Origin of the sequence: Methylophaga sp. UBA2513 (assembly GCF_002341285.1) — a bacterium.
GTDB lineage: Bacteria > Pseudomonadota > Gammaproteobacteria > Nitrosococcales > Methylophagaceae > Methylophaga > Methylophaga marina.
The window spans coordinates 101015-115221 of record NZ_DDNT01000020.1 but is presented as its reverse complement, the minus strand read 5'-3'; the positions used below and the strand labels follow the sequence as shown (position 1 = coordinate 115221).

General features: G+C 42.0%; 9 protein-coding genes. 1 reads left to right on the top strand and 8 read right to left on the bottom strand.

Annotated elements, in window-relative coordinates; genetic code table 11:
* Positions 1–99 precede the first annotated feature (99 nt).
* Positions 100–3756, bottom strand: coding sequence for a glycosyltransferase (locus tag B3V56_RS12250; RefSeq protein ID WP_289284342.1), 3657 nt, complete (start codon positions 3754–3756; stop codon positions 100–102).
* A 115-nt stretch (positions 3757–3871) separates the two neighbouring features.
* On the opposite strand from B3V56_RS12250, the gene B3V56_RS12245 reads away from it, so the two are divergent.
* Complete coding sequence (locus tag B3V56_RS12245) at positions 3872–5287, top strand: glycosyltransferase family 2 protein (protein ID WP_289283792.1); 1416 nt, start codon at positions 3872–3874, stop codon at positions 5285–5287.
* Positions 5288–5326: 39 nt separating this feature from the next.
* Here B3V56_RS12245 and B3V56_RS12240 read toward each other — a convergent pair whose 3' ends face one another.
* From B3V56_RS12240 to rfbH, 7 genes are read right to left on the bottom strand one after another with little or no spacing between them, the layout of a single operon-like run.
* Positions 5327–6376, bottom strand: coding sequence for an NAD-dependent epimerase/dehydratase family protein (locus B3V56_RS12240; RefSeq protein WP_289283791.1), 1050 nt, complete (start codon positions 6374–6376; stop codon positions 5327–5329).
* Entirely contained in the window at positions 6369–7013 is a 645-nt protein-coding gene (locus tag B3V56_RS12235; RefSeq protein WP_289283790.1) for an HAD family hydrolase, read from the bottom strand. The genes B3V56_RS12240 and B3V56_RS12235 overlap by 8 nt, the downstream gene beginning before the upstream one ends.
* On the bottom strand, positions 7010–8191 hold the full coding sequence (locus B3V56_RS12230) for a class I SAM-dependent methyltransferase (protein WP_286305609.1): 1182 nt from the start codon (positions 8189–8191) through the stop codon (positions 7010–7012). The genes B3V56_RS12235 and B3V56_RS12230 overlap by 4 nt, the downstream gene beginning before the upstream one ends.
* Positions 8184–9230, bottom strand: a complete 1047-nt coding sequence (locus B3V56_RS12225; RefSeq protein ID WP_289284341.1) for a methyltransferase domain-containing protein — start codon at positions 9228–9230, stop codon at positions 8184–8186. Before B3V56_RS12225 ends, B3V56_RS12230 begins: the two co-directional genes overlap by 8 nt.
* Positions 9223–11046 (bottom strand): thiamine pyrophosphate-binding protein, encoded by a 1824-nt coding sequence (locus tag B3V56_RS12220; RefSeq protein ID WP_289283788.1) that lies wholly within the window; start codon positions 11044–11046, stop codon positions 9223–9225. The genes B3V56_RS12225 and B3V56_RS12220 overlap by 8 nt, the downstream gene beginning before the upstream one ends.
* Entirely contained in the window at positions 11043–12563 is a 1521-nt protein-coding gene (locus tag B3V56_RS12215; protein WP_289283787.1) for an N-acetylneuraminate synthase family protein, read from the bottom strand. Before B3V56_RS12215 ends, B3V56_RS12220 begins: the two co-directional genes overlap by 4 nt.
* Positions 12564–12566: 3 nt before the next feature.
* Positions 12567–14195: a lipopolysaccharide biosynthesis protein RfbH gene (gene rfbH / locus B3V56_RS12210; protein WP_289283786.1), complete on the bottom strand. Its 1629-nt coding sequence runs from the start codon at positions 14193–14195 to the stop codon at positions 12567–12569.
* Positions 14196–14207 lie beyond the last annotated feature (12 nt).

Genomic DNA, 14207 nt, shown 5'->3' with positions numbered 1-14207 from the left:
AAATATTATTTGCCTGTAGCCACAAAGGGTTACCAGACTCGATGGGAGTAAAGCAGTTTGCGTACCAGTTTTTTAATCGGTCAACGCAAAAACCATTAACTATTTGTTTTTATTAAACTTAAATACTTTCAACCACTCGTGCAAGTGATCTTCAAGGATAAATTTTTGACGTACCCAGTTTTGAAGCTGCCGGCCTTGAGCGGCAATTTTCTCCGGTTCGGCTAAAGCGGCAAGAATAGTTTCTATCCACACAACCTCATCATTTGGAACTAATGTCACAGGCGCGCCATCTTGCTGGTATGGATAGATGTCACTGGCAATCACAGGCCAGCCCATGACGCCATACTCAAGCAGACGTAAATTACTTTTTGCTTCGTTAAAAGGGTGTTCCTCTAAAGGCGCTATAGCCAGATCTAAGTCAAGATCGGCTAAAGCCTGCGGATATTGATTAAACGACACAAATTGATGGAACTCTTTGACATAAGGTCTGAGTTCTAATGGGCACATCCCCATAAAAACCCAATCCACTTTATCTGCCAATGATTTGACAACATGAGTCATTAAAGCCAAATCGCCGGCATGCTGATTCGCCCCAGCCCAACCCACTCGGGGTTTAGGGTAAGTTTTTTTCTGTGGTAAGGATAGATTAAACCAGCGTTGTAACTCCAACCTATTAGGAATAACCGTCACATTATCAGTATATTGACGACATAACTCCGCTAATGGCTCAGTAGAGACGATTGTATGGTCACATAAGGCGAGTGTTTTTCTGAGCCTTGAACGCATATCCCGGAAAACCAGTTTTTTTCTATCACTCATTTTTGGCAAGTTGGTGACCAAGTCGTCCAAGGAAAGGACAATGCTGATTTGGGTGTGCGCTTTGACCTCTTTAAGAAAATTATAGGTGACATCAGTCAACATTTGTTGCACGTAGATCACATCGGGCTTCAATCGCATCAATTCAAATAAGGTCGGCAATAATGGTTGCTCTTTGAACTCATGAAACGGCATCCATGTGAGTTCTACATCACCTCGTTTTGCCAAAGCCTGCATTGGTGCAATCATGCGATACTGGCCAGTGCCAGAACCATTAAGAGGAAAAACAACAACCCGTGTTTTTAAATTAAACCGAGGGTCCCACTGTCGTTGAATATCTACCTCTGGTGCAAAAAATCGTGAGCGCAGACTCAGGTTGTCATTATAGAAAGGATCGTGTGTAAACAAATCAGACCACTTTTCGACGATGAACTCTTCTCTGTGAGAATTGTAATCGGCCACACCATTTGATTGCTCTGCCAGCTTTTTGTCCTGAAACAAGGTGACATAGGGTGACCAGATAACCTTTTTACCTTGCTGCTGGATAGTGAGACATAAATCCATAACGGTATAACACGTATCTGAAAATATACTTTCACTCAGCCCTCCAGCCTGGATGAACGTCTGTTTTTCAATACCGAAACATGCTGATGACACGGAGGAATACTGCTGAATGCAATGCGCTCGTTCCATATAGCCCGGTTCAGTAATATCGAGCCCTTGAAATAGACCACTGACATCATCCGTGATACCGAAAACGCCTCCAGCATGAATAATCTTGTTGTTATCATCGAGGATACGGGCACCCACAATCCCCACGTCCTCTCTGGCCAACAATGGCATCATCTCATTTAACCAATTGCCGTTCACAGCCATAGCAAAGCAAGACATAACAACAATATAATCACCACTAGCGATGTTCACACCATGGTTAATAGCTGCCGAGTAGTTTTTCTGTTCAAAACGTGTTGAAACGAAACGTTCCCCCCACATTTCTGACATCTCAGCATACACATCTTCGAGATCTTCGACATCACTCATGACATCTACAACGACCACTTCGTAGTTAATATAGGTCGTGTTGAGCTCTAACTCTTCCAAACATCGGGCAAGGTAGGAAACATAGTTATGATGAGCAACGATAATAGAGACTTTGGGCTGATTTTTCGTGCTATAGACTGTCTGGAATCGCGGCTTGTTTTTGGGGTTCGATATTGTGGCTGAAATACCGCTCCTGTTTAGATGTGCATGGCGGGTCAACCATTCATTTTCTGCCAATAGCTCTTTATTAATCTCTAATGGAATAGATGTGAGCAATACATCAGGGATATGAGAAAACGCTGATTGCTGATATTGCTCATACACCTTAAATGCCATATCGGTGGTGTGCACATAAGCTAAGTTTGAATATCCACCGACCTGTTCAAAGGCTTCTCTACTGACAATGAATGAACGCCCTAAGTATGAATAGGCCCTCAGATAATCCAGACTAAACTCAGGTTTGAACCAGATATCAGCTTTAGACTCATCGACTAATTCATCACTATAGATAAACTGCGCTTTTGTCTCTACGTTAATCGTATCCGCAAAACTCAATAAGGCATGTGGGGCTAATTTATCTCCAGGGATTAACTGCATAATCCAGTCAAGCTGAGCAGCAACCACAACCTGTTCGATGTCTTCATTCAGATTTTTCCCTGAGATCTGGACCCATTCAATATTCTCAGGCACAGAGGAAAACGCATCTGGGGCCGGGATATTACTTAGGATAGTCAAACCCCAAGCTTGATAGAGCTGTTGCTCAAGTGACTCAATCGTGTTGGAAAGAGCCTCTAGTTCTGATGCATTGACGATGATAAGTAAATGAAAACCTGGCGTCATTGTCCAAGTACTTGACATTCGTTCAGCAAGTGACATAACAGAGGTTTCTGACAACTCATGTTGATATAACCATCGTTTATTTTTGGAAAGACGTTCCCTTTCTGCAATCAATACATCACTTTGTTCGGAGACAACACCATTTATGTAAGCTAGTGTTTTATCAACCCATGCATTCGATAATCTCTTTCTTTTTGAAAAGAACTCTTGCGTTTGAATCACAAACCATTCGATCTGGGTGGTGCAATCGTTTATTAGTTTTTCGTAGTTTACACCGACCTGTGCGACCGTATTTCTCGCCATTGCTATGGCATCTGGATCAGTTCCAAATGCAATACCAGGGCCATTCAAATCACCATCGATTTTATCCAGATATGGTGTGGGTATCATCGCGACAGGACAACCGCACAAAAGCGCCTCAGCGACTATTGAAGAAGGTTCATAACAGAGTAACAATTCACTTTTTCTAAGAATGCTGGCAAGCTCAGCCTGAGACAAAGAAACATCCTGGCACAAGCTTCTGGCACCCGAAATATGCTCAGTTAAAGCTCTCCCACTGGCTAAATATTTGTTTGCGTAATAACAAATCCCTTCTCGGCTCTGATCCTCGGGGTTATCACGATTATTGAATAAAGTATTATTAACAACAGGAACTCTAAGGATATTCGCTTCAATATTGACTGGAATAAAATCAGCTGAGAAGGCAAATATCATCTCATCTTCAGAAAAAGTTTTATCACCGCCAACCACGCCTGGTGCATTCAACAACCAACGTACAACATTTTCTGCCCCGAGAGGGTTACCGGAAATGACCTCTGGATAAATGACGATAGGTGAGAGGCCTAAACGTTCATGACGAACAACATCAAGCTTCGTTAACTGCGGAGTCCTCAAACTGGTATCGACCTTTTTCGCTCCCACGACATATGCCTCAGCACCAAGCTGGTTTAGTGCATGGCATAGATAGTGTAAAGCTCTAACACCAGCGAATTTATTAACAAATTCTGAGGTGTAGATATAGAAAGGTTGCTGTTCCGTTGTAAAAAAATTCAATCGCGCCATTAATTCCTCTTTACTAAGCCATCGACTTAACTTCCGTATGTTGCCACTACACTAATTTGTCAAACTCAGGCTATCGCCATATTCTTGTTGTCACTTTAATAAATGCAGACAAATAATGACACCCATACTTTCAATTTGCATACCAACACTAAATCGAGCCCATTTACTCAAGTCAATGCTGTTCCAACTAGCCAGAGTCGTCGAGGGCTATCTAGACCGAGTTGAAATTGTTATTGCCGATAACGCTTCAATAGATGAGACAAAGAAGGTAGTTGAATCTTGCCCGCTTCCGATTCAATATGGATGCCAAAAAGAAACGGTTGGGTTCACTAAGAATGTATTATTTGCGACCACAGAACTAGCGAGAGGTGAGTTTATATGGATCGTTGGTGATGATGACCTTATTGTTCCCAGCGCGCTCAAGCATATTTTTGATTCTCTCGCGAGAGCCCCCGACGTCAGCTACCACTACCTCAACTTTGGTTGGATCAATATCGCCAAGAGAGATGAGATTATTTACGGGCAATCTGGCTACCCCAATGAAACGCAACTCAATAAACTTCAATTTAATGAAACATCTTGGCAACTACTCGACAAAATCGAATTATTGACTCAGCTTCCCTCTGACAACATCTCAGCCTCTTTTAGCGGCATTTTTTGTTTTATTTGTCGCCGACAATTATTTATTAGAGAACAGATAACATTAAATCCTACTGATAGCCTTGATGGCTCATCCACCAATATGAGTGATTGTTTTCCTCATGCAATGCTTACTCTCGCTCCTCTGGCGGGTGAGCCGATTGCTTATGTGGCTGAACCCTGTTTACTACAGGGCATCAACGGATGGGAGTGGGGAGGTTACGCTTATAAAAATATGATTTTGGGCACGTATCAGCTGTTTAGATGGCTGCAATCAACTGCGTTCGATCAGAATGCCCTAGAAATACTATGGAAGAGCTACTACTCCATGGCAGGCAGACTGTTTGCCCGGATGCAACATGAACCAGATCAACATAAAGGGGCTGAGCTGATACTAAAAGAAGCGATCCCTTACTCCACATCGCACCCTCAATTTTGGGATAGCTTGATTACCGAAATGAAAATGTTAATAAATATAGACAATGATGTTGAGGCGTTAGCAAGTTGGCTGAGGCAGGAGCTAACTCATCACCCACAAGCAAAGCTAGGGTTATGGGGTGTAGCCGGTAGAGGAACAAAACTATTCAGAAAACATCCCAATTTTCTGAGAAATCTCATTTGGATTACTGATAAAAATGAGCTGGAGCATGGTTTGCCTTTTCTGCAATCTGGACAGTCCATATCACAGCCAGAATCACAGAGAGGAATGGATATTGATATATTACTTATCGGAACACGCTCAGAGTTTGTAATTGATGTAGAAAATCACGTTTGCTCAATTAGCCCATCGCTCACCACGATTAGCGTGAACGGAATAAAAAGACACAAACACAACAATACAGCCATTCATAAAGCTTCTAAAACAGAATACAACGAGACCCAAAAGAATTAAAAAACCTTTACGTGAATTTTATGACGGAATTATTGATCATTATTTCTGAAACGAGCATAAGTCATCATTAAACATATTTTCCATCTCCATGGTTTTTCTAATTGCGGCACGAAGGTCTGTCCACACATCTAACCCTAGTTCATCTTTTGCAGTCGTAATATCTGGAACATAAACTTGGCGACTACTGCTTTGGTTAGCGCCCCCTTTCCCCACAAATATAGATTTATTTGGAGCAATAATTTGACGAATATGTTCAGCATGATCAATTAAGGATTTTACATCATCAGAACCGACATCGTAGGCTGCTTTATCTCTCCCATTGATAAGTATTTGTAATAGCCATAGCGCCATATCAGCCGCATAAAGGTAACTTCTCACAGGAGAACCATTGCCATGAATAGTGATACATTCATCATTTAAAGCACTTCTGATGAACTGTGCAACAGCAAGATGCTTTGGCAAAAGATAACCAATAAAAGCAAAACATCTGGCCAGTTTTAATTGACACATACTTCCTTCAGTTTCGCTAAGAGCGACCTGCTCCATGAGTTGCTTAGCGATACTGTAATAATTCGCTGAGTTTAATTTGCCTGGTTTTTGCGGAACATAATCAGACTCATATACTGCACCTGAACTGACTATCAAAATAGAATTTGCAGAAGCCATTTTCGCCTGTTCAATAACTCGCTTTGTGCCTCTTGTGGCAATATCAATCAAGTCACTACCATTTTTTAATTTATCTGGCCGAGTATCCATGGCTGCGTGAATAACATAGTCATAGACCTCGTTCTTGAATGGGAAATCTCTGATCTCTCCCTTAATTAGATGAAGCCACTTTTTACTTAAAAAGAAAGGGTGTCGCTGATAAAACTCATCAGGATGCCTAGATATACCCGTTACCTGTATATTAAACCCTTTGATATTTAGGCAATGAATCGTCATTAATATCCAATAGCCCATAAATCCGGTACAACCAGTGACGAAAAGGTGCTTATCGGATAACAAGGAGAAGTCAACAAACTCTAGGAGATGATTAATATCAGCCTGAGCTAACTCATCAACATTTAACTCAGAGAAATTTTCAGCCATTATAATTGCTTATAAAATGAAGCAGTTGTAATGGTGAATGGAACACAGTATTTGATGACTCCCAGTCCCCATACCCCCAGCCAGCAGCAACAAATGGCATAGAATTGAATGTAGCAGCTTGATAGTCGTCTAATTTGTCTCCGATATAAAGTGCTTCTTTTTCTTCAATATTATGTTCTTTCACCAACCTTTGGATAAGAAGCGATTTTTTTTGCTTTCCTAAGGGTAACTGATCGACGGCACCAATATCGGTGAAATACTTTGCTAGTGATAAATGTTCAATAACTGCCATGGTTGGTTCATAACGCTTGTTTGTTGCGATATATAGCTGATACCTCTGTTCATTTAACCAGGCTAATACTTCCTCTATCTCAGCATACATTGGCGTTTCTGTTGCCACACGGCTGTCATAAAAGCTTTTAAACGCGGTTGCCATGTTTTCGATGAGAACTTCATCTTCAGTATTTGCCAGCATGGCTACAGTGTCAGTAAGAGGAGGGCCAATTATCGACGCAGTTATCGGAACAGATGGTGTGATATTCAGATCCGACATGACCTGCTCATAACAATTGAGAATACATGGTGCCGAATCAATGATTGTGCCATCAAAGTCAAAAAGAATATGTTTTAAATTCATAGCTGGTACATCGTTATAATAGGATTTGGATAAATGTCACTAAGCACATGGTTAATGGCATTCTGAGATCGGTATGAAGAGACAAGAACAGGGATATCAGGACAGCGGTTTATTAATATTTCTGGCACATCAATCACCCATTTTCCCATCTGCTTACCCTGAAGATTTGTGTTGCCATCAACAATGCCAACAATATGTTGAGAAACCTGACAGTCATCGAGATAGGGTAGTAACCGTGCGGTATGGCTACCTGCACCATATATTATTACGGGCTGCCGAACCAATGACTTTATTTTACTTAAGCCTAGCTGCAATTTACTCTCAGACTCTGCCATGTATTCATCCAAAGCGGTATCAGTTGCGATGACATTATCTGTTTTTTGTTTACGCGAATAGAGGCTTAAAAGACTGTCCGTTGTTCCTGGAGGTAAATCCAAGATGTGAGACGTTATTGGATAAAAACCAAAGTTCTCCATTAATCTGTCCAAGGAACTTGCACTAAAAAATTGAATATGTTCCAGAGAGAACTCGCCATAGGGCTCAAAATCACCTCGTGTAAATCGCTCACAAGCAGGTACTTCAATCAGTATGCTGGCATCCTCTTTCACACTATTTAATAATAAGGTGAGATCATCATATAAGTTGGGCAGATGCTCCAATACTCCCATCAGACAGATTAAATCAGCCTCTATCAGCCGATTTAAAGACACTGCATTTTCCAAGCTCCCCGTTGTAATACAGGACAAACCATAAAGCTGGTTTGCTTGGTCGGCAGCATTTGGGGCTGGGTCAACGCCATAGATATTTGACCAACCACTCATCGAGAACCAGTTGAGTAACGTTCCATGTCCACACCCTAAGTCAAAAACTTTTTTATCCAAAGAAATATATGGCTGGATGAAAGAGATAACTTTCTCAGCTCTATAATTATCTATTTCTGGTATCGAGCTGGCAGAAAGAGTGACATCATATTTAGACAAAGATCGATAGTAAGACTGATACGATGATGCCTTAGGTAGCTGATTCGCATAATGAAATCCACAGTGACTGCAGGTTGTAACACTATAGCTCATGTCTCTACCATCAATGACAGCAAGTTGGTTCTCATACAAAACCGACAGATTCAATGTCCCACAAACCTGACAAGCCCTGTTCCAAGCGAAATGCTTATCAGCCATTGCTATTCACCCCCAGCAAGATATCGCTGAGATAATAGATATTATTTAAAGACACTTTTTTCTGAAGCAACTCGTCACGGATCTGCTCCTCATAACGAATACTCGCTATTAAAATGGGGCGTTGTTCATTTTTTTCATTTTCGAAAAGTATGACAGGTTTACCTCCCATCTCTTTTTTCATTGCATCATTATCGAATAATGATATGACGTTTAGATGGGGCATAATCGGCTCTATGTAGTTTTTAAAATCCCCACCCACACAAAAAACATCAAAGGGTTCATGTATCGTTTTTCTGATAGCTTCTATCAGGCTATCCTGTTTGTCTTTTCGAGACAGTGACAACTCAGCTACTAAGCGAATGCTATCGGTATAACTTGGTGATTCAAAAAAGCCGGTGCTCATCATCTTGATTATGAAGCCATGCCTTTGCAATAAAGCAGCTATTGAACTCATTCCAAATTGGTGAATATGTTCAGGGTTATTATCGTCCTCAACCCACGGATGCCCAGCGTTATTAGGCACCTCCAGAATCACTATTCCATTAGGCTTTAACCAATGTTTCCAATCTACAATGACAGCACTAAGATCAGAGATATGCTCCAATACATGAAAACTCATGATGAGATCAAACTTCCGTTCTTCGCTCACTTGATCAGCTAAACGGAACACACCGTCAAGAACTGTCATGGCTTGTATGACATCTTGCGAAATTTCAAAGCCATAGTATTCCAATTGATACTTTTCTTTAACTTTCTTGCCCAGCTCCCCTTCAGCACATCCGATCTCTAATACTGACATCCCTGTCCTTAAGTAAGGTGCCAAATACTCAACTCTCTCAAGAAGTTTTTTTTCTACGTATTTATCAGGAAGTTCATTTCGACCTGTTAATTTAATGTAATGTTTACTTACCCAATGGGGGTCAACATCTTTCCAAACATGATGGCAATGGGGACAGACAAATACACTATTTATAGTATGGTTTATAAGCGACAGACAACATGGGCATGCTAATGATTTGCGGTTTTGAGTATCAACCATCTCCTCGTACCACTTGTTGAGAAATGTCAGCTAAGGACACTAACATTTCCTGTTTTAACTGATCTAAAGACAACAGAGGTGTCATATCTTCTAAGGGCATGGATATCATCGAACCATTCGCTTGAGGATTAGCTGACACTTTTGGCCATAACGCTTCGTCTTTGATGATAGAGACATCACAAAGAATTGGGCCTGGATGATTCAGCACATATTGGATTTTTTCATCCAACTCACTGGCGTCATTTATACGAACAGCATCAAGACCAATTGCTTCTGCGAGTTTTACTAAATCCGGAATCAGTAATCCAGCTTCTTGACCAGTTGCCACATAGCGCTCATCAAAATAATTGCGTTGTGTATTTCGAATGGAGGCATAACCATTATTGTTCATAATGAACATGCGTATAGGTAAATTGAGGGATTTTAAGGTGCTTAATTCTTGAAGATTAAGCTGCAAACTTCCATCACCTTCAACCGAAACAACGGGCTTTTTACCTGAGGCCAGACAGCCACCAATCGCCGCGGGCAAACCATAGCCCATAGAACCTAAACCCGAGGTGAGGAAAATACGTTGTCCCGTTTTGTTCACAAAAGTGGAGTAAAAGACTTCGACTGCCAGCCCTGAGCTGCCCGTAATAATAAGCTCATTTGCTTTAGTGAGAGCAGATAAACGATCGATGAAATGATAATGACTAATTTCACCTTGCTCTGGAAATTTTTCTCCATCACAGCGTGGATAGCGTTGTTTCCAGTCTGCAATTTTATGTATCCAGTCAGCATAGTCGGCAGGTGTATCATTCACCTCAGCCAGAAGCTGCTCAATAAAGGTTTTGGCATTCGCCTGAATCAAACGGGCTTTGGGTAGCTGATGTTTTTTCAGTTCAGAGGCATCAATATCGATAATCACCTTATCGGAATACTGAGCAAAGTTTTGCGGATTGTGTGCTGTAACCACATTATCCAGACGTGCGCCAATACTGATCAATAAATCACAATTCTGGGCGGCAAAGTTTGCCGGTCTCAGTGCCACTGAACCTGGTCGACCAGCACATAATGAATGTTCGTAAGGAATTAGATCCAGAGAATTCCATGTGGTTAATACCGGAATACCGTTTTTTTCATAAAGTTGTTTGAATGCGTCAGCGGCACCTGATAGACGGATACCATGACCAGCCAAAATTATAGGACGCTCAGCCTGCTGAATGAGTTGGATAACTTCATCCAGCTCAAGTGCACAGTCTGACTCATTGTCTGTATTCGACTCATCCCGGGCTAGCTCTTCCGGCTCAATCAAACTGGCTTGTACATCCAAAGGCACATCCAGCCAGACAGGGCCTTTTCGTCCTGTCATCGCTTCATGTAAAGCCTTATCAAGATAAAGACCAATATTCTCTGGCTCATCAACGGTGATGGCATATTTGGTAATGGGTTTAACCATCGACACGATGTCAACTTCCTGCGGGCCCATTTGCCGTACACCGCTATCAGCTTTCATATCGGCCCGTTTCACCTGACCGGAAATAATCAGCAGTGGTACAGACTCAATCCAGGCACCCGCTACAGCAGTCAAAGCATTGGTCGCACCCGGTCCCGTTGTAACAAGCGCCACGCCGAGTGTTTCATTCACGCGAGAGTAGGCTTCAGCCGCAATCGCTGCAGCTTGTTCGTGATGAGTCGGTATGAAAGTGATATCAGGATTCTGCCCCAAGGCATCCACCAGATGCATGGCCCCTCCACCAGGAAGTAAGAAAACCTCTTTAACACCTAATTCAGCCACTCGGGCAAAGATATAGTCAGCAACGCGTTGTTCGCTCATGCCCACTCCGAAGTTAGCCAGTCAGCACGGAAGATTAGATTGGTTTTGCGGCGACTGTTTTGGTTAATAGCTTTATCGTCATAATACGAATCATCAGTGAAATGTGTGGTGGATAACTCTTCAAATATCGCCCCAGTTTCACTGCTAAAAGCATGTTTAACACCGCGCTCAACGGTGACCATTTCACCGGCTTTGATGGTTTTTAGCTCATCACCTAGTTGTAAGTACATCTCTCCCGCCAGCACATTAAAGGTTTCTTCTTTTTTATGATGAGCGTGCACCGGATGATTTTGTCCTGGCAGTAACACCAGAATCTTTTTACAGTATTCACGGTTAACCACATCAATAATGGTCGCACCTGTTTCTTCGAACTTCTCAATGCCATAGTGATGCGATAACTGGCAGTTCACCCCATCAGCAATAGCAATGCCGGCTTCACGTAATAAAGCACACACTTTAGATAATGAAGCTGAAACCATGTCACGGGTATCGGTGATTTCTAACTGCTTGAGTAATAAAGGTTCATTAGCCTTTACCGCCGCTTTTAACTCAAACTGTTTGTATTTGGATAAGTCATTGGCCAATAGTTGACCGGGTTGACTTGGAATCGCCAAGTAAAAATCTTCTGTTTGCAATGCTTTGCCTGCAGCGAGATCTTGTTTAGCAAACACCGCTCGGCGTAATGAATTCAGTGTGGTTAATTCTGTCTCTGTCACCGTCACACGCTCGCCCTCAAGACCAAGCATGGCATAAGCTTCTTGCGCTGAGAGTAACCATTGTCTGACTTGTTCAGGGTTCGCCGAGTAAGCATTGAGCTCACCTACCCCAACATGCTTTTCAAACAGCTGCGCGCCCATGGCGACGGCCATTTTCACTGCTTCCGACTCATTAGGATCTTCATGGGTTGAATAGCCCACCGTCACCTCAGGAAAACGTTGTTTTAATAGAGCAATTTGACCTAACTGTAGATTTTGTCTTGGCGTTGGATACTCACCAACACAGTGCATCACGGCTAATTGTTTGTGGCGATGTAAGAAAAACTGAACGACATTGTCAATCTCTTCCATCGTGGCACCGGCGGTAGACATCACCAGCGGCAAAGAGGATTGAGCGATACGTTCTAATAATGGCCAATCGGTAAGTGAACAGGAGGCAATTTTTAAGATGTCAAAACCATGTTGTTCAATCCAGTCAACAGAGGCTTCATCAAACGGCGTACACATGGAAATAAAGCCTGCTTCATCAATGGCTTTTTTTAATTCCAGCAATTGGGCTTCGTCTAACTCTGTATCACGAAATCGTTTTACGTATTTAATATCTTGTCTATCTCGATAATCAGGATGAATAAAGGTTTTCAGGTTACGGTACTGCAATTTAAAGGCAAACTGGAAAGGGAAATCATCACAAACCTGCTTCATCTGCTGAATAACCTGCTTGCCATGAGCAATATCACCTTGGTGATTATTGGCCATTTCCAGCACAAATAACTTTTGATACATCGATGTTTTGTCAGTCATCACTCACACTTTGAAATAAGATTGGATAGTATCGATCATATAATCAATCATCTCATCAGATAGCCCCGGAAAAACGCCGATCCACAACGAATCATTCATGACCTGATCGGTGACGGTTAATTCACCAACTTTACGATAGCTTTGCTGTTCAAAATACGGCTGTTTGATAAGGTTTCCGCCAAAAACCAGTCGATTGGCTATCTTGTGTTGTTCAAGATACTGAATAAAGTCAGCTCGATTACCTTGTTTTAAGGTAATAGCGAAACCAAACCAGGACGGTTCAGCATTATTTTCTGCTTCCGGCAGTAATAAATAATCTTGTAGGCAAGCTAAGCCATCATGTAAACGTTGAAAGTTAGCTTTACGCTTTTCAATAAAGCCCGTGACTTTATCCAATTGAGATAAGCCAACAGCGGCCTGCATATCAGAAATTTTCAGATTATAACCAAGATGTGAATAGGTATATTTGTGATCATAGCCGCACGGCAGTTGTCCCAACTGATAACTGAAGCGTTTATTACAGGTGTTATCTTTACCGGGTTCACAGAAACAATCTCTACCCCAATCACGGAATGACTCCAAAATCAGTTTCAGTTGGCCATTATTGGTATAAACCGCTCCACCCTCTCCCATCGTAATATGATGAGCCGGATAAAAGCTTAAGGTAGCAATATCACCAAAGGTACCGACATGTCGAGGCTCATTTATGGCGATGGGCAGACCACGATAATCCGTTAATTCTACAGAAGGTGTATAGGTACTCCCCAGAGCATCACAACAATCTTCGATTAACCATAAATTATGTTGACGAGCAAAACGCACAACAGCATCAATATTGAACGTATTTCCTAATGTATGAGCCATCATAATGGCTCGGGTTTTATCAGATAACGCCACCTCAAGCTGACTGACATCAATATTGTAGGAAGGCAAGGTAATATCAACAAAAACCGGCACTAAACCGTTTTGTAATATGGGATTCACCGTAGTCGGAAACCCAGCCGCGACAGTGATGACTTCATCGCCTTTTTGTAATGCTTTATCACCTAACTTAGGTGAAGTCAGTGCAGTTAATGCCAACAAGTTCGCTGATGAACCTGAATTTACCGTGAGAACATGTTTGACACCAATAAATTCAGCCAGTGCTTTTTCAAACTGGGCATTAAACCGTCCAGTTGTTAGCCAGCCATCCAGTGAGGCATCCACCATATGCTGGATATCATTGTTATCCAAAACTTTTCCTGACACAGCAACAGCATTCTGCCCAGGCTGGAAAGCCTTTGATTGAAATTTATGCTGGCTGTAGCGTTTCACTTGACGTTGAACTAAGGCACGTAATAACGCATCGACTGTTGAAGCCGAAAGTTGACCTTGTCGACTGGCGATATTCATTGGACCAGTAAAAATAGGCTGCCGTAAATCCAGATATTCTGCTGAACGGCTTGCTGTCGCTTCCGATAACAAAAACCAGTTATCCCCTGAAGTTGAAGGATTGTCTGTTAAAGCCAGTAATTCATAACATTCTATGACGGCTTCTTCCTGAGAAATCACGACACACAAAGTTGGCGAGGTGGCAGGTTTATTGACAATACACAGTTCACCGCAAGCAAAAGTCGCAGCGTGATTTGTCATATCATGAGAATG